The organism is Pseudobdellovibrio exovorus JSS (genome assembly GCF_000348725.1).
GTDB lineage: Bacteria > Bdellovibrionota > Bdellovibrionia > Bdellovibrionales > Bdellovibrionaceae > Pseudobdellovibrio > Pseudobdellovibrio exovorus.
On record NC_020813.1, the window covers coordinates 255,536 to 276,570 of the forward strand.

Genomic DNA, 21,035 nt, shown 5'->3' on the forward strand with positions numbered 1-21,035 from the left:
ATGGAACTGACAGATTTTATTTTAGATCCAACTCGTATACTACCTATAGTCACTTACCCTCATCCTGTTTTAAAAGAGCCGACAGAAAATGTTTCACTTTATGATGAGGAATTAAAAGATCTTGTTCATACCATGTTGAATGTCATGTACTTCGAACCGGGCTGTGGCCTTTCGGCGAATCAAGTGGGCGTCAGCAAAAGAATTTTCGTTTCGGATACGGATTACTCACGTGAAGAGGTCGACGGCGAAGTGGTTTTCAGTAACCTCAAACCCCGTGTCTTTATTAATCCTCGCTACATCAACACATCCGGTGAACAACTATGTGAAGAGGGCTGCTTATCTTTCCCAGGTTTAACAGTCGAAGTGGTCCGTCATAAAGAACTCACTGTAGAGTTTGAAGGAATCGACGGGAAGACTTACACCTTAAATGCCAGTGATTTTTTCGCCAACTGCATTCAACATGAAAACGATCATCTGGAAGGGATCACCTTCTTGGATCGTCTTAGTCCGGTGAAACGCAATTTGGCTGAACGCAAATACTTGAAAAAGCGTCGTCAGAAATAATTCGAGCCACCAACCTCAACCTTGCTTTAAAGACTGTAGTTACGTAGATCTTGAGTGATGATCTCGGTGGCTACCTCAAGAAAAGCTGTGAGCTTCTTCGGCAAGAAATCCTGTTTCGGATAGATAAACCGCACAGGGCGCACATCGGACTTCCAGTCCTCGAGTACCCGTACTAGTCGTCCTTTTTGAACTTCCGGATAGCAGAAGAACGTCGGCAACAGCGCGATACCTGTGCCGGATACCGCCAGTGCCTTAATTAAATTCAAATCGTTGATTTTCATTTGGCGGGATAAGGGTGCTGTCACCAATCCACGTGGTCCATTCAACTGCCAGCCGCGTGAACCCAGTGCACTGAAATGCAAGGCACAGTGATCTGCTAAGTCTTTTATCGTCTTCGGAGTGCCGTTCGCTTTTAGATATTGGGGGCTGGCGAACAGGGCAAAATAGACCGAACCTAATTTTTTTGAAATCAAACTGGAGTCTTTCAGCTCTCCGGCGCGAATGGCCAGATCATAACCTTCCGCAACTAAGTCCACAGTTCTATCTGTTAAAAGTAACTCTAATTGCACCTCGGGATATTTTTTCTGGAATTCACGCACGACCTGCGGCATGACAGTACCGCCTAACTCAACTGGCGTCGTGATACGTAGAAGTCCATGGGGAATCGCTTGGCCCTGATGCAGTTGTTCTTCCACACTGGTGATCTGGCGTAGCGCTTGCACACTGTTCTGATAGTAGTCCTTACCGGCCTCAGTGATATGCAATTTGCGGGTCGTTCGACGAATCAATGTAACACCAAGGCGTTTTTCCAATGACGAGACTTTGGCGCTAACAGTGGATTTGGGTATTTCCAATTGCTCGGCAGCCCGTACGAAGCTGCCGGTTTCGACCACTTTAACAAAAATAACGATTTCATTCAGATCGGGGTGTTTTATCATAGGTCAATTGTACAATACAATGAACTATTAATCTAGATTATACAGTCTAATCAACTAATGAAAGATGACGTAAAGTAAGATCATACAAATGTTACAGAAACAAAAGGAGACTCAAATGGCTACCAAATGGCAAATAGACCCAACCCACTCAAGTGTGAGCTTCAGTATTAAACACATGATGATCGCTAAAGTGCATGGCGGGTTTGAAAAACTATCAGGAACGTTAACCTACGACGCACAAAATGCCGCGGCATCGGCAGTGGATGTTAGTATCGATGCCAGCAGTATCAATACTCGCGAGCCACAACGTGATGCCCACTTGAAAAGTGCAGACTTTTTCGATGTGGAAAAATTTCCGCAGATCACCTTTAAATCTAAAAAAGTAGAAGGCTCAGGTGACGAGCTGAAAGTGACAGGTGATCTGAGCATCCACGGCGTGACGAAAGAGGTGACTTTAGATGTTGAAGGTCCATCAGAAGAGTTAAAAGATCCCTATGGAAATATTAAAATCGGTGTTTCAGCCAGTACCAAAATCAAACGTAAAGATTTTGGTTTGACGTGGAATGCGGCACTGGAAGCTGGCGGTGTTTTAGTCGGTGACGATGTGAACATCACGTTGGAAGTGCAATTTGTAAAACAAGCGTAAGCAGTTAGGCATAACAAAAAAGAAAAGGAGGCCCCATGCTGCAACTCAGAAAATCAAACGAGCGTGGATTGGCCAATCACGGTTGGCTTAAATCCAGACATACATTCTCATTCGCCGAGTACTACGATCCTCAGCAAATGGGATTCAGGTCCTTACGTGTGATCAATGAAGATCGCATTGAAGGAGGAACTGGTTTTGACGCCCATCCTCATCGTGATATGGAGATTATCTCGTACGTGGTCAAAGGCGCACTTCAACATCAGGATTCGATAGGAAATAAAACGATTATCCGTCCCAACGAAGTGCAACGTATGACTGCGGGAACAGGAGTTGTGCACTCAGAATACAATGCGCAGCCTGAAGACGAGACCCATTTCTTTCAAATCTGGATTATGCCGGCTCAGCGTGGAGCGCAGCCAAACTACGGGCAGAAGTCTTTTGAAAAAGAACTGAATTCACAGAAACTTGTGCACGTGATTTCACAGGACGGACGTGAAGGTTCGATCAGCATCAATCAAGATGCGGATATGTACATCTCGCGCCTGAAAGCTGAGGATGAAATTGAGTATCAATTACGTCCCACGCGCGGTGCTTGGGTGCAGGTGGTGACAGGACGTTTGAACATCAATGGAACTGAAATCGGCGCCGGAGATGCCGCTTCCTTCACGCAGGCCGAACTTCTAAAATTTCGCGCCGTAGAAGGCAGTGAGTTTATATTATTTGATCTGGCCTAATCGACTAGATCCGGTAATATGGATCCGGTGAAAGCTCAAGACAGTGGATTTTTGAATTCGGATACATTTGCAAAAATAAAACGAATTAATGTTGTTGGTTCTAGTGCAACGGGCAAGTCGACGTTCAGTCGAAGACTGGCCCGTATTTTAAATGTGCCTCATGTTGAAATGGATCAATTATTCTGGAAACCGAACTGGACAGAATCCACAGACGACGAGTTCTTTCCCCGTGTAGAGCAAGCAGTCAGTCAAGAGGCCTGGGTTCTTGACGGAAATTACACCCGCACCGTTCCCATCAAATGGCAGCGGGTGCAAATGGTGGTCTGGTTGGACTATTCATTTCTGACCACTTTAAGGCAATCCATTCAGCGTTCCATCAGCAGAGCGTGGCAGAAAAAAGAGCTTTGGAGAGGCACCGGAAATACCGAATCCTTTCGCCGCAGTTTTTTCAGTAAAAAATCTGTGATCTGGTGGATGATCACAAACTATCAGAAAAACCAAAGTAAATACGAAAGCTATTTCAATGACCCCGAATGGAGTCATGTGTTATTTGTCCGTTTAAAAAGTAGGGACGAGGCCGAAAGATTTTTAAAGTCTATCAGGCCTTCTTAACGAATTCCGATTTCAAATTAATTGAGCCAATGCCATCAATCTTACAGGCAATATCGTGGCCATCACCGGCATCGGTCAGGCGAATGCTTTTCACTTTCGTGCCGACTTTCACAACGGATGACGAGCCTTTGATTTTTAGCTCTTTAATCACTGTGACTGAATCACCATCTTGCAGGATATTGCCGAAGGCATCGCGTTTATGCGTATCTGCTTCGGCAGGGGCTTCTTCTGCGACAGCAACGGCGCTCCATTCGTGGAAGCACTCGGGGCAAATCCATAGATTGCCATCTTGATAGACATTTTCAGAATTACATTGGGGACATTTAGGTGTTGTTGACATAATTCGAGATGCTATCACACTGAAGAATCTTCAAAGAAGCGAAACAGAGATTTCGCCTTAAAGAACTAGTGGAATATCTAGTTAGGTGTAAAAACTATTTTTTATGACCTAACGAGCACGTGTTAATTCCCAGCATTGCGTAGGGTGGACACCATCCCAGAAAACCTGTAGCTAACGGCACTAGGCCCAACAGAAACCAGTAGTTAGCTGGCCCCCAGAAAGCCAATGAAGTCAGAATAGCTCCTGCGAGGATACGAATAGTTCTTTCGATAGGGTGGATATTTTTTGTCATGGTTTACTCCTTGATTGGTATTTTCAAATATTTAGTTCCGTTGTCTTCTGGCTGTGGCAAATGACCTGCGTCGATATTCACTTGCACACTTGGTAGCAGTAATCTCGGTGCCGCCAACGTTTTATCACGGGCATTGCGAAAGCTGACAAACTGTTCGCGGCTGGTGTTGGATTTCAGTTGGATGTTCTGTTCTTTTTGTTCTTGGATAGTTGACTGAAATGCTAACTCTCGTCCATTTGGCATGTAATCGTGGCCCACAAAAACGCGGTAGTGATCTGGCAGTTGATAGATTTTTTGGACTGAGCTGTAAAGGTCATCTGCACTGCCTGCAGGGAAGTCACAGCGTCCGGTGCCATAGTCAGGCATGAAGAGAGCGTCTCCGGTAAAAACAGCATCGCCAATAATATAAGTGCCACAGGCCGGAGTATGCCCCGGAGTATAAAGAGTCTCTACAGTGAGCGCGCCCGCATGCAGAGGTTTTCCCTCTTCTAGGAGTAAGTCGAATTGGCTACCATCGGTTTTAAAGTCAGCAGCCAGATTAAAGACATTCTTAAAAACTTTTTGTACATCAGTGATGCGGGCACCGATACCAATTTGGGCCTTTGGTAAATTCCGCTTCAGAACCTGAGAGCCTGAAACGTGATCGGCGTGGGCGTGGGTTTCTAAAATATAATGCACCTGAAGATTCTGTGCTTGAATAAAATTTAAAACCTCGGCGGCAGAGTCCTGCGACATTTTAGAAGCCGCCGGATCGTAGTCCCATACGGGATCAATCACCAAGGCATCCCGCGTGTCGGGGTCGTAGACCACGTAGGTCAGTGTCCATGTGGCTTTGTCAAAAAACTCTTTCACTACAGGTTGTAATGTGGATTTTGCTGGGGATTTCAATGTGAGCTTCATAGATCCTCCGTTATGGTTTCTGTGAAGATATTGAAGACATCTTAACCTGAAAGGACTCAGTACAAGTATGTTCTGGAACATACTTTTGTTAAAAAAGCGGGGCTGTATCAAAACTTCTCTTTTTAGCGCAGATAGTTTAGTCTTTTTCTATGGAATTCAAACAGTTATGGACAGGGTTACCTTCAGATGTACAAGCCGAGTTTGAGTCTGCTGCCACTGTAATCGAGCTTAAACGGGGCGATAGCATCTATAAACAGGGGGATGATCCCCGCGGGATTTACTTTGTGCAAAAGGGCCTCGTGGGGTTAGTGATTCTGGGGCTGACAGGCAAAGAACATTTACTGCGATTTTTCAGACAAGATCAGTTTTTTGGACATCGTTCGCTATTTTCAGATGAAAAATACCATGCCTCTGCGGTGGCCCTTGAGCCCACTGTTTTGCATCTTGTACCTAAAGCCACAATCCTATCCGTTTTGCAAAAACAGCCGCAGATGTTGTTTGATGTGGTCAAAGTTTTATCCCGCGAACTTCGCCGCTGTGAAAATCAACACGTCATGGTTTTGGATCATCAAATCGATGTGCGAGTGGCACAGGCATTGATTTATTTAAAAGATCTGCACCCAGAACATAACTGGACACGGCAAGAGATCGCCAACTTCTGTGCCAGCACTGTTTCGACAGTGATTAAGGCCTTAGCGGATTTGGAATTCCGTGGACTTATTCGCCAAGAGGGGCGATCCATTGAAATTTTAGATCGAGATGCGCTGATCTCGTTACAAGACGACAGCCAATAGCGATTTGAAATAAATTGTCAGAAAGTATGTGCTAGCACATCATTCTTTTTCAGCCATAGGTGCATAATCAACCTATGGAATTTAAGAAGACACATTTAACATGCGAACAGGTCTATAATATATGGACATCCGAGCCCGAGCTGATTCAGGTTTTAGATTTGCGTCCTCAAGGGGAATATGCAAAAGGCCATATTCCCAACGCCACTGCTATCACACCTGAACAGTTGCCATTACGTCTGCAACAGATCGGTGATCGGCTAGCTATTCTTGTCTGTGCAGAGTCCGCAGAAGATGCGATATATAACCAAATTAAAAATTTTGAAAATTTTGTTTTTCTAAGTCGTTGTCATCGGTGGCTCGAGCTGAACTATCCTGTATCCAAATCTTTACAACCTCAGATCGTCAATGGCATTCCTGAAATCTCGGTAGATGATGTGCAAAGCTATTTGTTCCAGCCCCAATTTTTAGAAGCAAAAAATGTGCGTTTGATTGATGTTCGTCGTCCTGATGAATTCAATGGCGAACTGTCACATATTGCTGGGGCCACCTTGGTGACATTGGGGCCAGAGCTGACAGATTTTTTAGAAAAAGGGGATCGTCAGCAGACGATTGTATTTGTCTGTCGCAGTGGAGCCAGATCGGGAACGGCCACAGCAGAAAGCCTAAAGCTGGGATATACATCGACCATGAATATGGTGGGTGGTATGTTGTCTTGGAATGATAAAAAATTTCCGACAGAGAGGAACTCATAATGCAGACAGAGTGGATTAATGCCTTATTAGGTGGAGTGCTGATTGGAATTTCCGTTTCACTGATGTTGTACTGGAATGGTCGTGTAACGGGAATCAGCGGCATTATTAACGGCGTGCTGTCGCCATTAAAAGGCGACTCGCAATGGAGAGTTCTTTTTATTGCGGGCCTTGTTCTTGGCGGGCTGGTGATGCGTCAGATGAACTCTGATTTTTTTGAAAACACACTACAGACACCGATGTGGACTGTAGGTGTTGCTGGATTGCTTGTGGGATTCGGTACGATTATGGGAAGCGGCTGCACCAGCGGTCATGGTGTCTGTGGTATCAGTCGCTTGTCACCACGCTCGTTGATAGCCACTGTAGTTTTTATGGTGGCAGGAACTCTGGCGGTCGTGCTCTTTAGAAAGTTAGGGATACTTTTATGAAAAATTCACTAGCAGCCTTAGTCGTAGGTTTTGTTTTTGCTATTGGATTAGGTTTGTCAGGTATGACTCAACCTCAAAAAGTGGTGGGCTTTTTAGATATTTTTGGTCAATGGGACCCATCATTGATGTTTGTGATGGTGGGAGCTATTGCTGTGCACGGGATCAGCTATCGCCTGATCCGTCGCCGCGCTAAACCATTCTGGTCTAGCGAGTGGCATGTGCCGACGAAAAAAGAAATCACGCCGTCTTTAGTACTCGGTTCTTTCGTGTTTGGTGTGGGCTGGGCACTGGCAGGCTTCTGCCCGGGGCCAGCGATTACAGCCTTGGCCACCTTTGAGTTACGCCCAATAATTTTTGTAGTGAGTATGTTGATCGGTATGTTGATATTCCGCTGGCTGGATAAAGTTCTTAAAATCAAAAGGTAAGGTGTATATGGAAATCCTAGGTTATGGTGCAGCTATTCTGATGGGACTGATTCTAGGATTAACCGGAGGCGGTGGCTCTATTCTGACAGTTCCTATTTTGGTCTACCTTTTCCAAACAGAACCTTTATTGGCGACATCCTATTCTTTATTTATCGTCGGTGTGACCTCACTGATTGGAGGCTTTTTTTATCTTCGCAAAGAGGAAGTGGATCTGAAAACAGGATTCATCTTTGCCTTACCGAGTTTTATGGGAGTCTATTTAAGTCGACACCTACTTTTGCCGGCATTGCCAGATCCTGTCTTTCGCATTTTTCATTCTGATATCAGTAAGGCCACATTGGTGATGGTCTTATTTGCTATTTTAATGTTGCTGACGTCGGTCTCGATGCTGCGTGGCCAAAAACAAAAACAAGAACAAAAGCAAAAAAATAACCAAGATACCTTGAGTGCCAAGAATAACACCAAGAAGTGGGCGTTGACGGCTTTGCAGGGATTTTTAGTCGGTGCTGTGACGGGATTTGTTGGGGCCGGAGGAGGATTTTTAATTATCCCAGCCTTAGTTCTTTTTGCTGGTCTTCCCATAAGAAAAGCGGTGGGAACTTCACTGTTTATCATTGCGGCGAATTCACTATTTGGATTTTCTAAAGATTTACAGCAAGGTATTTCTGTAGACTGGATATTGGCCCTTACGATTTTGACAATTGCGACAGTAGGTCTGTTTGGCGGTGCCATGTTGTCAGAAAAAATCCCAGAAAAATATCTGAAGACTGGGTTTGGTTATTTTGTATTGGTTATGGGCTTTGGGGTCCTACTAGATCAAGTTTTACGCTTAATTTAACAATATTTAGACAGTCTTTGGTTTGTCATGCATTCATATCTTATGATGAAGCTTTGATTTTCAGCACACAATATACTATACTGGGGTATATTATATGAGGTGATATATGTCCCACGTGATTGAAAATAAAAAGAAACTTGTCTCTAGAATTCGTCGTATCAAAGGACAATTAGAAGCCGTCGAGCGCAGTTTAGAGGCTGATGCAGATTGCTTTGCGGTTTTGCAGACTTTATCCGCTTGTCGCGGCGGACTTAATGGCCTTATGGGAGAATTAGTTGAAGGTCATATTACAGAGCATGTGATGCAGAATGCTCGATCTCCGAAGTCATCACAGGATAAAGCCGCGCTCGAATTGATCAAAGTCATGAAAACTTATTGGAAATGAGTTGATATATGGATTTATCGCAAAAGCCAAATACAGCTCAGGCCATACATGATGGACACGACTATGTTGTGCAAGACAATCAGTTGGGAAAAAACGAAAAGAAAACATTTCTAGTGGTGATTTTAACATTCATCACTATGGTGGTGGAAATTTCTTATGGATATATAACTGGATCGATGGCCTTGTTAGCTGATGGTTGGCATATGGCTAGCCATGTGGGCGCTTTGGGAATTTCATTAGTCGTCTACCGCTTAGCTCAATCACAGTCCTTGAATAAAAAGCTATCTTTCGGTGCGGGTAAATTAATTCCCTTAGGCGGGTACACCAGTGCATTGATGTTGGGATTAGTCGCCGTCTTTATGGCTGTGGAATCGTTCGAGCGATTGCTAAACCCAGTTGCTATCAGTTTTAACACAGCAGTAACTGTGGCTGTGGTTGGACTTGTTGTGAATATTATGAGCGTCTTGTTGTTGATGGATTCACACTCACACCATGACCACGAAGACCATCATCAGCATGAGGCCCATCACGAGGGGGAAGACCACGATCATGATCATATACATGATCACAATCATCGCAGTGCTTTGTTGCATGTGATGGCGGATGCGTTAACTTCTATTTTAGCGATTGGAGCTTTGCTGGTCGGGCGTTATTTCGGTTGGATGTGGGCTGACCCTTTGATTGGAATCTTGGGATCGTTAGTGATTTTAAAATGGGCTTTTGGCTTGGCCCAAGACACTGTGTGGGAATTGCTTGACGGCAATTCAAAGCTCATTAAAGGTGAAGAGATACGAAAACTGTTTGCTGAAGATGTGAACGTGAAAATCGCTGATCTTCATGTTTGGCGAATTGCTCCCAGTGCCCATGCCTGCGAGCTGGTTATTCACGGACAAGAACTCAGAGGAACTGACTACTATCGTCAGCGCATTCTGGAAAAGTTCAATATTCAGCACCTCATCATCGAAGAAAGGGTATCCACATGGCCAAGTACGTAGACGGATTCGTGATCAAAGTTAAAAAGAAAAATATGCCCGCCTATAAAAAAATGGCGAAGCTTGGCAAAAAAATCTGGTTGGAATACGGAGCCTTAGATTACTACGAATGTGCCGCTGATGAATTTGTGCCATGGGGTCAAGGTTTTCCCAAGATGTGTAATCTGAAAAAAGATGAAACGATTCTTTTTTCTTTTATCGTTTATAAATCCAAAGCTCATCGCAATAAAGTAAATGAAAAAGTTCACGCAGACCCACGTATGAACCTAGACAATTACGATATGCCATTTGACCCCAAAGGCTTTGCGCTAGCGGGTTTTAATGTGCTGATGAGTAAATAATGCTCTTAACGATAGAGGCGGCTTTAGAGAAAAAAATTGCACAGGTGGCTTCCAGTGAAGATCCGGCCCATGATTTATTGCACTTTAAACGTGTAGTGCAAACGGCTAAGAAGCTCTGTGCATTAGAAAATGCAAAACCAGAAGTCGTCATTCCCGCTGCTTGGTTGCATGATCTGGTCATCATTCCAAAGAATGATCCCCGCCGTGCACAGGCCTCGCGCCTTTCTGCTGAAGCTGCTATCAAATTTCTACAGGAACTCCATTACCCTACAGAGTATCTCGGGGACATTGCCCATGCCATCGAAGCCCATAGTTTCAGTGCGAATATTCCCACACGTACGTTAGAAGCTCAGATCGTGCAAGATGCCGATCGCCTAGATGGTTTAGGCGCCATCGGATTGGCCCGCTGTTTTGCGACTGCTGGATTATTAAAACGTCCTTTTTATTCGGAAGAGGACCCTTTTTGTGTGGAAAGACCTGTGGATGATCGCCAATTCACTGTCGATCACTTCTACGCCAAACTTTTTAAAACAGTAGAGACTTTAAAAACAGCTGCCGGTCGCAGCGAAGGCCAAAGACGCGCGGAAATCATGCGTCAGTATTTGGATGATTTAAAATCAGAAATTTAAAGGTTCTAAATTTAAGATAGACGCCTTATCCGAGGTGGTGTTTGATTAGAGTTATAAGGAGAATGTATGAAATCCAAATTTACTTTAGCAGCGCGTTTGATCTTGGGCTTTATTTTTTTCGCAGGAGGGATTGTCGGTCTATTTAATCTTGTGCCGCCTCCACCAGATCTTCCAGAAAAATTACAGACATTTAATGCCGGTTTGATGGCCAGCGGTTATTTCATGCCCTTCTTAAAGGCTGTAGAAACTATTTGCGGAGCCATGCTACTGAGTGGCTTTTTCGTTCCTTTGGCTCTAGTGGTTTTGGCCCCAATCGTGTTGAACATCTTTTTGGTTCATGCGTTCATGGAGCCAAGTGGATTGCCAATCGCCATCATTATCGGTGTATTGATGATTTTCTTGGGCTTTTTCTCGACGCCCTACTCAGCAAAAATCAAAGGCCTTTTTAAAGCCCGCGAATAAGCAGAGAGTCTGTCTTGAGCCACAAGTTGAGTGTTGGCACAGTATACCAACACTCAACTTTGGGCAGAAGACACATCCACACGCTTGTCAGACAAGTCAAATTCCTCAGTGACACCACAGTTCTTCAAAAAAACTTCGTCGTGCGAAATCACCACTAAAGCGCCACGGAACTCTTGAATTAAATTTTCTAAAAATTCCACATTAGCCAAATCTAAATTATTTGTGGGTTCATCTAGAATCAGCAGCTCAGGGGCTTGCTCTTGCATAAAACCACAAGCTAAGGCGGCTCGTAGGCGTTCGCCTCCACTCAGGGACTGAACAGTTTGAAAAACTTTATCTTTGGTGAATAGAAACTTTGCCAAGTTATTGCGAATTTCACTTTCGTCAGCAACGGCATGTTCACGGATATTTTCCAAAATGCTCAGGTCATCTTTTAAAAAGGAACAGCGCTGGTCAATATAAAGTGTGCGCAGTTGCCCTTTGCGAAGCTCACCTCTGATATCGCGGTTGGTTTTCTGTAAAGAGCCCTGAGCATCATCAGTGCCTGTCAGGAGTTCTTTAAGAAGGGTGGACTTGCCAGATCCATTGGGTCCTTTCAACGCCAATCGGAGATTGCCTCGCCAAATAAAATTAAGATCTTCCGCGTAAAGCCATCCACTATGCGGCAACTCAGTTTGGGTTGAATCGCCAGCGGACGAGTTCGAAAATCTCAGATTGAAGTTTCGAGCCTCAGCAATCAGCTTCTGTTCAGGAAGAGGCTGGCCGAGCAAATCGGCATACATCATCGGATCGACTTTAATCTGAGACAGGGCCTCGTGTACGCTGCGAACAGCGGCGTTGGCTTTGTCTAGTGTCCTGACATCTAACTTAGCTGTCGTGGCTTGGGCCTTACGCTTGCGTGCACCTAGTAAAATTTTAGGAAGTCCGCCACGGGCGCCAGCTGCTGAGCCTTGGCGGTTTCGCTTTTCTTGTCTTTCGATTTGATCGTGACGATGTTGAGCCGCCTGATTGCGTTCGCGCGTGCTCACATCTAATTGACGTTGCAGCGCCTGCCGCTCTTGCTCTTTGGCTAGAAGATACTCATTCCAACTCATGCCGAACTTACTAAGACCACGATTAGAAAGTTCAAGAACATCTTCGCATAAATTCAGGCATTCGCGATCATGGGAAATCAGCAGAACACCACCAGTTCGCCACTGCTGGCGCTGGCACAAAAAATCCAACAGCGCTTCACGTCCGTCACGATCTAAATCATTAGTCGGCTCATCTAAAACTAGAAAGCCAGCCCCAAGGGCTTTCGCCAGACGAACGCGCATCCATTGACCTCCACTGAGTTCTGTACACAGTTTTGGTCTGGCAGAAGAGTTATTGAGTAAATCCTTTTTAAGTAAGTCTTGCTTTAAGGGACTCAGTAAACTTTCACGCGTGATAGACCATGAGGCCAGATCACTTTCAAAACCAGTTGCAAGGCCGATTTCTGCTTCAGAGCCAGATTCAGAGGCTAAAAATTCGTCGACAGAAATCGGCGGTGGAGTTTGCCTTTGAGGAAAATAGCGAATGATTCCCTTGCGAATGATTCTTCCGGAGCTGGGCTCTAATTCACCGCAAAGAAGTTGGGACAGACAGGTCTTTCCCACTCCATTCGGGCCAACTAAAGCCGTGATTTTTGAATCTAAAGAAAAGCTCACATTTTCAAATAAAAGAAGTCCATTTGGTAACTCATAGGAAACCTGATGGGCGGTAATAATAGACGACATAAACAAACCTCAGCGCGGTGTAGATCCGAGGGATGCCACAATAGCGCTATGCTGATGCATTAAAAAATGCAGTTAATGAAATTCTAGAATGAGTGAAGGTCTGTTTATTTTCTCATAGACTCTGGATTTGGGCCCAGAGGGGTACAGAATAACCCAGTTTGCAAAAAAACTCAAGACAACGGCTTCAGAACGAAATAAAACGGAAACAGCGAGGTAATAGTTATGGAATATCAACAGGTTGTAAATTTTTGGTTTCATGAGATCGACTCAAAATTGTGGTTTGAAAAAAATGAAGAATTCGATCAACTGATGACAAAAAAATATTCGACGACCTTTAACGAGGCCTTAGCGGGAAAGTTTTCGTCATGGAGGCAGACTCCAGAAGGCCGTTTAGCTGAAGTTTTAGTATTAGATCAATTTTCTAGAAATATATTTCGTGGTTCTGCAAAAGCTTTTTCTGGGGACGCGCTGGCGTTGCAATTAGCACAAGAGGCCGTGGCGTTAGGGGAAGATAAAAAATTAAATCTACAGCAACGGGCTTTTTTATATATGCCCTATATGCACAGTGAAGACCGACAAGTTCATGAAGAAGCCGTTAAATTGTTTTCTGAAAAAGGTTTGGAAAACAATCTGCACTTTGAAATTTTGCATAAAAACATTATCGATCGCTTCGGACGTTATCCCCATCGCAATGAAATTTTAGGGCGTCCGTCCACAGTAGAAGAAATAGAATTTTTGAAACAACCCAACTCATCTTTCTAAAAATAGTTTCCGAAGCTCGCAAGAGCACTAGGGATTAAAGAACCAGTGGTCCGGCTCTGCAAAGTGGAAGAAGATCATCGCTACATGATCACGTGAAGTGCCGTTGAATTTTTCGCGCCAGTGAAGTTGGTTTTCTCCGTAATAGGCAACAGCCTCATTCGGGGAAAGTAAGTAAGACTTGTTTTCGACCCAAAGCTCCCATGGAACTGTTTGGTAAAGGCAGTAGTCTAACGTGTATGTGCAGGCATTCTTATCTTTATGTGGAGGCAACTTGGCATTTGGACCTTGATACTGCACAAACAAACTATAGGTGTGAAGTAGAGTTTCACTTTTAAAAAAGCGGCGCGCGATAGGCAGTAATTTTTCGGCATAGGTTTTAAGAATAGGACTTTGATCGCTATCAATACTGAAGCGATTGAATTCTGGATCGTAATCGTACTGAGAAACAAATGGTTGCAGTTGACGAATTAAGTCTTGATGTTCTTCTGATGTTAAAAGATTTTTAAAAATCTGAGGTTCTTGTAAACTCGTGCCTTTTAAAGTCATACTTTTCAAAACCATACTTTCTAAGTCATTGACACTATGTTAGTGTATTGAGGCTTGTTAATATGCACAAATAGAAATCAGTGAGGTCCTATGAAATTTTTCGCCATATTGATTCTAGTACTGATCGCTATTCCTATTCTAGCAATAGTGACTTTGTATGCTTTAAGTTATCCGTCATTTGGGCAGTATCCACAGGCCGAATACAGACAGAGATTTGAACAGTCACCACAGTACGACAAAGAACGTGGGATTTTTGTCAATCGTCGTCCGCGCCTTCTGGAAGAGATGCGAAAAAAAGTGATGACAGCAAAAGGTATCTACGATTTTTTTGCTGGGGGCCTAGATAAAACTCCACTGTCGCTTCTACCGGAAGTGAAGCCAGATATGCAAGAGTTCTTAAAACCCAGCCCAAACTTAAAAGTGATTTGGTTTGGTCACTCAAGTTTTATTTTAAACTTCGACGGAAAGATTATTTTATTTGATCCGGTGTTTTCAGGCTCGGCGGCTCCAGTTAGCTTTATGATTAAAAGATTCCAACCAGCGGTGATCACGCTAGAAGATCTTCCCAAAATTGACTATATCGTGATTTCACATGATCACTACGATCATTTAGATAAAAAAAGTATTCAGTTCTTTCAAAATAAAGACGTTAAATTTTTAACTCCGTTAGGAGTCGGCTCTTATCTACAAGGATGGGGAATCGAAGAGTCTCGTATTACTGAGTTAGACTGGTGGCAGAACCTTAAAGTTGAAGATCTTGAATTTATTGCGACCCCAGCACAACATTTTTCAGGCCGTGATGGACGACATGATAATCAGACTCTTTGGGCCTCTTGGGTGATTCGCAATTCGCAGCACAATATCTACTTCAGTGGTGACTCGGGTTACGATATTCACTTTCAAGATATCGGTGAAAGATTTGGCCCGTTTGATATCGCTTTTCTAGAGACAGGACAGTACAACGAACGCTGGAAAGAAGTACACATGCTTCCCAGTGAAGCGGCACAGGCTTACTTTGATTTAAGAGCCAAGCGATTTTTCCCTGTGCACTGGGGCATGTTCGTTTTAGCGCTTCATCCATGGTATGACCCCATTCAGACTATCAGTCAGCTGGCAGAAGAGCGTCAGATCAATCTGGTTTCACCGAAATTAGGTGAAATGATTATTATCAACGACGATTATAAATCTGAAAATTGGTGGAAAGATTTGATTGCTCCCAAAGCGAATTAAAAAGCGAATTAATCTGAAGCCTTATTAAAACAGGTTCTTGTCGCTCTGTACGGCATGCCACTTGCTTTGCCTAACAGAGAATGAAAAAACTTCTGATTTTCTTATTGGCGGGCTTTGTCTCGCTTCCAGCCTTGGCGCAGATGAGGTGCTCTGCACTGTTTTCTGAGCTATTAGCCGCCTCTGTATCGTCTCAGGCGGCTGCCCGCGATAATCGTGCTGTTCGTACAGAGCAGTGGGATGATGTTAAAGTTTTAGTCAGCCAGATGACGATCTACGACCGACAGGTCACTGTCCGCCGTGTAGAGCGCAGCGAGCTGATCCGCGGCCGTACTCTATTTGCTGAAAACCTAGGGGGCGATGACGCCTTTTTCGTGGGATTAAACAGTGCCGGACACATGTACTTAGTGGCCAATGTCTATCGCTATGATGGGAAGCTGGCTTTTGAAAAACCTCAGCTCAACACGCGCTCTTCTTTGCTGGATCGTGGCTTAGTGGTGCGTATCGCGGACCCTGATGGAAAAATTCAAGATCAGATCATTGCCTACTTTCGCCAAAAGGGACCCCCGCGTAGTTTAGATTGCGCCGCCGGAGTCTGCAAGTTGGTCAGTGAAGCCGCCGGAATTGAACTCGCACAGAATGTACGTCAGCGTGTATTGCCACATGAACTGATGCGCCAGTTGATCACACAAGGTGTGCGCGGGGCAGACGGACGTCGGCAACAGACACAGCTTTTCGTTATTGGAAATGCCGAACCTCAAACAGTACTACAAGCCGCCGAGCGCGTATCAAGACAGTATATTCGCACAGCAACTCCGTACATAGCCGGAGCCGGACTAACCACGGTGGGCATCATTGCCACCTTTGTGAATTTGTTTATTTAGAAAATTGAGTAGAGGAAATTAAGTAGAGGAAACTGATCCAGTGAAAGAGTGTATGAAAAAGACATGGACTGAAAATATTAAATTAAGCCTGCTTTCACTTCTGCTTTTAGCGGCGGTAGTTTCCCCATCCATTGCGACAGCGCAAGTTGATGGGCCAGTGGATATACAGACTGAGGCTTTAAGCCATCATGAAGTTTCTGCCGAGGACTTACAATTCTTAAGTCAGCTGCGAAGGGTACTGCATGATGGTGAATCTGCATTGAGGTTGATGCGCGACTATGTGGCGACTCCACGACAAGAAATAGAAAAAGCAACATACGAGATGCTGATGACGGCGATAGATCCCGAGCGCCGCTATGCCGATCCACAGGATTTTATCTCGGTGGAAGAGAATCAATGGGGAGCGATCTTGTACCAGTATTCTGCAGGAGAGGACTGTGGCGGTGAACCGATGTATGAAGTGGTGAATCGCGAATTGCGGGACTCATTACCAGATTCAGAGGAAACTGTATTGTGGACTCAGAAAATGCGTTTTGCTCTTTCTAAATTACCACGCTACGAAGGGCTATCGTTCCGTGGAACGCGTCTTTCAGAAGAACGGATTGCAAATTACTACCGCATCGGTGAGTTAGCAAAAGATGCCGCATTTATTTCGACATCACTGTCTTTAGATGTGGGATTCCGCTTCGCTAAGCACAGTGCTGTGTACACAGAACCTGAAAGTACGGATGAAAGCACTGATGGCAAGGTGGGACTTATTATGGTGATTTTAGGAAAGACGGGAAGACCGATCTCTTATTTCGCAAATACCTATTCGCATGAGCAAGAAATACTATTTGCGAATGGCACACAGATGGTAGTCGAAGCCAAAAGTAATATTTTCTGGGACCCTCAGTTTCAGAGAACCCAGATTATTATTTTAAAAGAAATTTAATTATTGTGTGTTGTAGCGGAAGTTAGGTTGAACCGCTTTTAATTGAGCATTGTCTTTTACAACTTTTTGTAGTGTTTCAATTCCTGGGTCTGCGACAAGATGAATCATGTACATGCGCCCACCAATATGACGTAGCGTTTTTAATTCATATTTTTTAAAAATCTGCCGTAGAAGTTCTTCCGGTTTATTAACTGAATCTACAGTTGTAATAATATATTCTCCTTTAATCACACGGCTTTCTTGATCGAAAACAGCCGGAGTCATTTTTCCAGAAGGCGCCGAAGCGGATTCCGTTGCTGGTGCTGTTTCGACTGAAGCCGAAGGTTGTGATGAGCATGACATCAATGTCATGACACAGACAAAAAGAATTTTAGTTTTGTTTGAGCTCATTGTTTAATTCCAATCTGTACGTTTGAAGGTGTTTTAATATATTTCAAAGCAGCAAAAGCATCCACAGCTTTTCCAGTAGATGTTTTTGTGGCGATATGAGGAGCATCCACACCAGAATTTTTAATCGACTCGACAACATCGCTGGCGAGGTACTGCGGATTGTAAGCAAATAACATCGCAGCTAAACCCGCCACATGCGGCGAAGCCATTGATGTGCCTTTGTAGACGCTGTAATTCGTATTGGTGAAAGTCAGCTTTTTGAATTGTGCTTGAACTAAACTTACACCTTGCCCCGACGTTCCATTTGAACCAGCTTCGAAACGAAAGCCGACGGCACAGGTTTTATTGAGGCACTGACTGGTAACAAAACCTCTGTTTCTGTATTCACCACTGGTAGTGCCAGTGACAGCGGCTATTTGAGTTCCTGCAAAGGCATCGACTCCGTTGGCATTGATAAATGTTCTAAAGCCCGCATCAGCAGGAGTGTTGTACTTAGCAAAGTAACTGAATGTCAGAACATCTCCGCCAGGGGGAAAGTTGTATTGGCGCGAGACAGCGGCATTTCCTGCAATATAGGTATTAGGCGAGACAACAGAGCTATAGCCGTTTGGATAGTTCAGATATTCGTAGCCGTTGTAAAGCTGTATTTCCCAATTGTGGCTGGTGCTATTGGTCCACGCTGTTCCAGGAGTATCTTTTCCAAAAACTTCAAAGCGTCCTGGAATTGAACTCAGAACATTAGTCCCTGGAGCTCCAACATGAACCTTGGTGATGCCATAATTAGAAAAGTCAGCGATATCATAGCTTTGATCTAAAGCAGCGACACACACAAGATTGGGTATTGTGAAAGAGCAAGGGTAATCAGCGTTAGGGCTATTATCATTATCTACACTGCTATTTCCTGCTGCTACGATAATAGCAATTCCAGCATCTGAAGCGTCTTGTAAAATTTGTTGAAAGGCCATATCACTGCCGAGTCCGGCTCCACCCAAACTCATATTGATGACATTGGCTTTATTTTGAATAGCAAAGTCGACTCCGCTGATGATCGCAGAGCTACTTCCACTGCCTAGAGTATTTAAAACACGAACAGCCATCAATTGAACTTTCCAGCAGACGCCGGCGATGCCTAAGCCATTGTTTCCCACAGCACCGATGGTTCCCGCCACGTGAGTTCCATGGCTATTTGAGTCTATAGGATTGTTATCATTATCGATGAAATCGTACCCATGATAAGGATATTGAGATCCACCGTTCCACATATTATCTTTTAAATCCTGATGGTTATACTGAATACCAGTATCTAAAACGGCGACGACTGTTGAGCTACAATCCGTGATTAAATCCCAAGCCGGCTCTAAATTCATATCCAGCCCTGAAGTTCCGGGATTATTAGTTGGGTAAAGAGCATCTATAGATTCAGCAGGAATTCCAATCGTCTGCCCGCTGTTTTTTAATCCCCACAATTGGTCTAAATCTGGATCATCAGGCAAAGCCGAAGCGTGGTAGATATAATTCGGTTGTACAGACTCAACATCTTCAGATCGCTCAATTTCAGAAATGGCACTTAGAGTTTGCAAGGGGCTGGGAATGTGAAAAACAGAATATCCTGTATTTCCTAGCGTCTGATGATGATTTACGCCAAAAGCACGAAAGGACTGAGCTTGCAGTTGATGGCTTTGTGCCGTTGCCGCTTTCTTTTTAAATTTAATTAAAACTTCCCCATCAACAAAATTTTGAGCCTGAGTTATAGATGATAATGAAAGTATCCCTGCTACTAGAGCCGTATTAAAAACTGAGCGATTAAAGTGATTCGAAATAATAGACATGAGTTCTCCGAATTAATTTCTAAAAAATTTCTTATGAAAATACTTAAAGAGCAGGAACAACTATAGATTGTTCGGTTGAAAAATCACTTGTTCCAAAACGACTGTAGGCCATAACGCGCACATAGTAGGTTCCCGCGGGAACACCTGAAATCATAGCCTTGTTCGGAGTGTGTTGTGCATGAGCGATATGTGGGACAACAATAACGGTTCCTTCTGTTAGCGGGTCAAATCCAGATTTTGTACTGTAGTAGACTTTATATCCGCCACCATCACTGTTAACAGAGGATTCACGATTGGCATCCCAAGTGACAAGAGCTCCTTTGCGATCATCAGAATTTTTACAGGAAGATAAAGGAAGCAGCAGCAGCACTAACAACAGAGTTTGAACTACAGGTTTACAGAATAAGCGCAGAAATTTATTGAGCATGAGGCTTCCTTTCAAGGGCAATAGGTAATGCCTAGAAAGGATAGCGTGCTCTGTATTTTTGTTGTACGGGCTTTAGTACGGATTTGTTAAAAACGTGTTTACTAAATTGAGCTTTCTTTGCAGCAGTGCGCGTCGCTCTGGACTAGTGTTATAAATAGATTATTTCAGATGGGGCAAATAAGCGGCCCCTAAGATGCCCGCTTGATTTTGCGTTTTTGCAATTGACAGTGAGCATTCAAATTGCGGATTAAACTGACGAACCAGTTGGCGGTAATAAGTTCGCATTTTGTTGAAGTATAATTTTTTAATTTTGATTAATCCGCCACTCAGATAAATGGCATCAAGATTAAAACCTATAGACAAGTTGTAACAGAGGATGGCTAAAGCCAGTGCCATATCGTTGTAGAGTTCTTGATATCGAGGATTATTTTCTAACACGAGCTCTTCGACAGAAGAGCCTTTGAAACCCAATTGGCGTGCGCGGTGAAGTAAAGCCGTACCTGAAGCATAGCCTTCGACACTGAATTGACTTCGTTGACTCAGATCTTTTTTCAATGAGGATAAATCCACTAGAATATGTCCGAATTCAGAGCCAGCTCCGCGGCTTTGGCAGGGCTGGCCATTCAGGATAAGTCCTGAGCCAATGCCTGTACCCACAGTGACAACGGCATATGAGCGGTTTTGCTTGGCAGCACCAACCCAGCCTTCAGCGAGGGCAGCCGCCATGGCGTCATTTTGAAAATAGACATGGGTACGAAATCTGCGATTCTGTAGTTCTTGTTGTAAAAGTTTTTTAATAGGAACTGTTTTCCAACCACGAAAGTTTGCAGGGTTGATCAGGCAGCCTGTTTCCACATTCAAAGGTCCAGCACTAGCTAAGCCAACGCCTCGAAATACAGAGGAAACGCAGAAATCAGGATAACGAGCTTTAAAGTCCATAGCGAGATCTGCCATCAATTGAATGACTTGGGTTTGCGACTTTTTTGCTGATGCAGTTTTATGTAAATTAACAGGAACTTTAATAAAGTCTAAAATTTTACCATCGCTGCGCACCAAGGCTGCGGCCAGCTTAGTTCCACCAAGATCAAATCCAATAGTATAAGAATGTTTAAGCTTTGAAGTGGATTTTTTAGACATAGGGTAGGTATCGGCTAACTGATTTAAGACCTTGAGCTTATAGCGCTATGGGCTAGTTTTACAAAGCCTGATT

General features: G+C 43.9%; 28 protein-coding genes. 18 read left to right on the forward strand and 10 right to left on the reverse strand.

The genetic code is table 11. The features are described 5' to 3' along the window. Positions 1-564 carry a peptide deformylase gene (def, locus tag A11Q_RS01290; protein ID WP_015468969.1) on the forward strand — a complete coding sequence of 188 codons (564 nt, stop codon included), beginning with the start codon at positions 1-3 and terminating at the stop codon, positions 562-564. Positions 565-590: 26 nt separating this feature from the next. Here def and A11Q_RS01295 read toward each other — a convergent pair whose 3' ends face one another. Continuing rightward, complete coding sequence (locus tag A11Q_RS01295; RefSeq protein ID WP_015468970.1) at positions 591-1,502, reverse strand: LysR family transcriptional regulator; 912 nt, start codon at positions 1,500-1,502, stop codon at positions 591-593. Positions 1,503-1,617: 115 nt separating this feature from the next. Between A11Q_RS01295 and A11Q_RS01300 the strand changes: the two genes are divergently transcribed. Genes A11Q_RS01300 through A11Q_RS01310 form a run of 3 tightly spaced genes read left to right on the forward strand, consistent with a single transcriptional unit; the run spans position 1,618 to position 3,494 of the window. Next, positions 1,618-2,148 (forward strand): YceI family protein, encoded by a 531-nt coding sequence (locus tag A11Q_RS01300; RefSeq protein ID WP_015468971.1) that lies wholly within the window; start codon positions 1,618-1,620, stop codon positions 2,146-2,148. A gap of 35 nt (positions 2,149-2,183) precedes the next feature. Continuing rightward, positions 2,184-2,882 carry a pirin family protein gene (locus tag A11Q_RS01305; RefSeq protein WP_015468972.1) on the forward strand — a complete coding sequence of 233 codons (699 nt, stop codon included), beginning with the start codon at positions 2,184-2,186 and terminating at the stop codon, positions 2,880-2,882. 18 nt (positions 2,883-2,900) lie between these two features. Next, positions 2,901-3,494 (forward strand): P-loop NTPase family protein, encoded by a 594-nt coding sequence (locus A11Q_RS01310; protein WP_015468973.1) that lies wholly within the window; start codon positions 2,901-2,903, stop codon positions 3,492-3,494. On the opposite strand, the gene A11Q_RS01315 is transcribed toward A11Q_RS01310, so the two are convergent. The 3 genes from A11Q_RS01315 to A11Q_RS01325 all read right to left on the reverse strand — a co-directional run bounded on the left by A11Q_RS01315 (position 3,481) and on the right by A11Q_RS01325 (position 5,026). After that, on the reverse strand, positions 3,481-3,834 hold the full coding sequence (locus A11Q_RS01315; RefSeq protein ID WP_015468974.1) for a zinc ribbon domain-containing protein YjdM: 354 nt from the start codon (positions 3,832-3,834) through the stop codon (positions 3,481-3,483). The two genes, A11Q_RS01310 and A11Q_RS01315, sit on opposite strands and share 14 nt — an antisense overlap. A 94-nt stretch (positions 3,835-3,928) precedes the next feature. Then, positions 3,929-4,126, reverse strand: coding sequence for a YgaP family membrane protein (locus A11Q_RS01320; protein WP_015468975.1), 198 nt, complete (start codon positions 4,124-4,126; stop codon positions 3,929-3,931). Between the two features lie 3 nt (positions 4,127-4,129). Next, positions 4,130-5,026, reverse strand: coding sequence for an MBL fold metallo-hydrolase (locus tag A11Q_RS01325; RefSeq protein WP_015468976.1), 897 nt, complete (start codon positions 5,024-5,026; stop codon positions 4,130-4,132). A 149-nt stretch (positions 5,027-5,175) separates the two neighbouring features. On the opposite strand from A11Q_RS01325, the gene A11Q_RS01330 reads away from it, so the two are divergent. The 10 genes from A11Q_RS01330 to A11Q_RS01375 all read left to right on the forward strand — a co-directional run bounded on the left by A11Q_RS01330 (position 5,176) and on the right by A11Q_RS01375 (position 11,069). Next, positions 5,176-5,820 (forward strand): Crp/Fnr family transcriptional regulator, encoded by a 645-nt coding sequence (locus A11Q_RS01330; protein ID WP_015468977.1) that lies wholly within the window; start codon positions 5,176-5,178, stop codon positions 5,818-5,820. Positions 5,821-5,894: 74 nt separating this feature from the next. Further along, complete coding sequence (locus tag A11Q_RS13255; RefSeq protein ID WP_015468978.1) at positions 5,895-6,572, forward strand: rhodanese-like domain-containing protein; 678 nt, start codon at positions 5,895-5,897, stop codon at positions 6,570-6,572. Next, positions 6,572-6,997 carry a YeeE/YedE family protein gene (locus tag A11Q_RS01340; protein ID WP_015468979.1) on the forward strand — a complete coding sequence of 142 codons (426 nt, stop codon included), beginning with the start codon at positions 6,572-6,574 and terminating at the stop codon, positions 6,995-6,997. Before A11Q_RS13255 ends, A11Q_RS01340 begins: the two co-directional genes overlap by 1 nt. Beyond that, positions 6,994-7,422 carry a YeeE/YedE family protein gene (locus A11Q_RS01345; protein WP_015468980.1) on the forward strand — a complete coding sequence of 143 codons (429 nt, stop codon included), beginning with the start codon at positions 6,994-6,996 and terminating at the stop codon, positions 7,420-7,422. The genes A11Q_RS01340 and A11Q_RS01345 overlap by 4 nt, the downstream gene beginning before the upstream one ends. A 7-nt stretch (positions 7,423-7,429) precedes the next feature. After that, positions 7,430-8,260, forward strand: a complete 831-nt coding sequence (locus A11Q_RS01350; RefSeq protein ID WP_015468981.1) for a sulfite exporter TauE/SafE family protein — start codon at positions 7,430-7,432, stop codon at positions 8,258-8,260. Positions 8,261-8,366: 106 nt separating this feature from the next. Further along, positions 8,367-8,645 carry a metal/formaldehyde-sensitive transcriptional repressor gene (locus tag A11Q_RS01355; protein ID WP_015468982.1) on the forward strand — a complete coding sequence of 93 codons (279 nt, stop codon included), beginning with the start codon at positions 8,367-8,369 and terminating at the stop codon, positions 8,643-8,645. Positions 8,646-8,653: 8 nt separating this feature from the next. Then, the gene (gene dmeF / locus A11Q_RS01360) at positions 8,654-9,640 is read left to right on the forward strand and encodes a CDF family Co(II)/Ni(II) efflux transporter DmeF (protein ID WP_015468983.1); all 987 of its coding nucleotides are present in this window, start codon (positions 8,654-8,656) and stop codon (positions 9,638-9,640) included. Further along, complete coding sequence (locus tag A11Q_RS01365; RefSeq protein WP_015468984.1) at positions 9,625-9,978, forward strand: DUF1428 domain-containing protein; 354 nt, start codon at positions 9,625-9,627, stop codon at positions 9,976-9,978. The genes dmeF and A11Q_RS01365 overlap by 16 nt, the downstream gene beginning before the upstream one ends. Beyond that, complete coding sequence (locus A11Q_RS01370) at positions 9,978-10,607, forward strand: HD domain-containing protein (RefSeq protein WP_015468985.1); 630 nt, start codon at positions 9,978-9,980, stop codon at positions 10,605-10,607. The genes A11Q_RS01365 and A11Q_RS01370 overlap by 1 nt, the downstream gene beginning before the upstream one ends. A gap of 66 nt (positions 10,608-10,673) precedes the next feature. Next, positions 10,674-11,069: a DoxX family membrane protein gene (locus A11Q_RS01375; RefSeq protein ID WP_015468986.1), complete on the forward strand. Its 396-nt coding sequence runs from the start codon at positions 10,674-10,676 to the stop codon at positions 11,067-11,069. Positions 11,070-11,122: 53 nt separating this feature from the next. On the opposite strand, the gene A11Q_RS01380 is transcribed toward A11Q_RS01375, so the two are convergent. Continuing rightward, positions 11,123-12,826: an ATP-binding cassette domain-containing protein gene (locus A11Q_RS01380; RefSeq protein WP_015468987.1), complete on the reverse strand. Its 1,704-nt coding sequence runs from the start codon at positions 12,824-12,826 to the stop codon at positions 11,123-11,125. Between the two features lie 216 nt (positions 12,827-13,042). On the opposite strand from A11Q_RS01380, the gene A11Q_RS01385 reads away from it, so the two are divergent. Then, positions 13,043-13,588, forward strand: a complete 546-nt coding sequence (locus tag A11Q_RS01385) for a DUF924 family protein (protein ID WP_083860460.1) — start codon at positions 13,043-13,045, stop codon at positions 13,586-13,588. A 27-nt stretch (positions 13,589-13,615) separates the two neighbouring features. On the opposite strand, the gene A11Q_RS01390 is transcribed toward A11Q_RS01385, so the two are convergent. After that, complete coding sequence (locus tag A11Q_RS01390) at positions 13,616-14,149, reverse strand: hypothetical protein (RefSeq protein WP_015468989.1); 534 nt, start codon at positions 14,147-14,149, stop codon at positions 13,616-13,618. A 75-nt stretch (positions 14,150-14,224) separates the two neighbouring features. Between A11Q_RS01390 and A11Q_RS01395 the strand changes: the two genes are divergently transcribed. From A11Q_RS01395 to A11Q_RS01405, 3 genes are all read left to right on the forward strand, one after another. Continuing rightward, positions 14,225-15,364 carry an MBL fold metallo-hydrolase gene (locus tag A11Q_RS01395; protein ID WP_015468990.1) on the forward strand — a complete coding sequence of 380 codons (1,140 nt, stop codon included), beginning with the start codon at positions 14,225-14,227 and terminating at the stop codon, positions 15,362-15,364. An 80-nt stretch (positions 15,365-15,444) separates the two neighbouring features. Next, positions 15,445-16,245 carry a hypothetical protein gene (locus tag A11Q_RS01400; RefSeq protein WP_015468991.1) on the forward strand — a complete coding sequence of 267 codons (801 nt, stop codon included), beginning with the start codon at positions 15,445-15,447 and terminating at the stop codon, positions 16,243-16,245. Between the two features lie 52 nt (positions 16,246-16,297). Then, positions 16,298-17,179: a hypothetical protein gene (locus A11Q_RS01405; RefSeq protein ID WP_041575017.1), complete on the forward strand. Its 882-nt coding sequence runs from the start codon at positions 16,298-16,300 to the stop codon at positions 17,177-17,179. Here A11Q_RS01405 and A11Q_RS01410 read toward each other — a convergent pair whose 3' ends face one another. From A11Q_RS01410 to A11Q_RS01425, 4 genes are all read right to left on the reverse strand, one after another. After that, on the reverse strand, positions 17,180-17,569 hold the full coding sequence (locus tag A11Q_RS01410; protein WP_015468993.1) for a hypothetical protein: 390 nt from the start codon (positions 17,567-17,569) through the stop codon (positions 17,180-17,182). It abuts the gene before it with no gap. Further along, complete coding sequence (locus A11Q_RS13260) at positions 17,566-19,398, reverse strand: S8 family serine peptidase (RefSeq protein ID WP_015468994.1); 1,833 nt, start codon at positions 19,396-19,398, stop codon at positions 17,566-17,568. Before A11Q_RS13260 ends, A11Q_RS01410 begins: the two co-directional genes overlap by 4 nt. A gap of 43 nt (positions 19,399-19,441) precedes the next feature. Continuing rightward, positions 19,442-19,825, reverse strand: coding sequence for a fibronectin type III domain-containing protein (locus tag A11Q_RS13265; protein ID WP_015468995.1), 384 nt, complete (start codon positions 19,823-19,825; stop codon positions 19,442-19,444). 159 nt (positions 19,826-19,984) lie between these two features. Then, positions 19,985-20,962, reverse strand: coding sequence for an ROK family protein (locus tag A11Q_RS01425; RefSeq protein ID WP_015468996.1), 978 nt, complete (start codon positions 20,960-20,962; stop codon positions 19,985-19,987). Between the last annotated feature and the right edge of the window lie 73 nt (positions 20,963-21,035).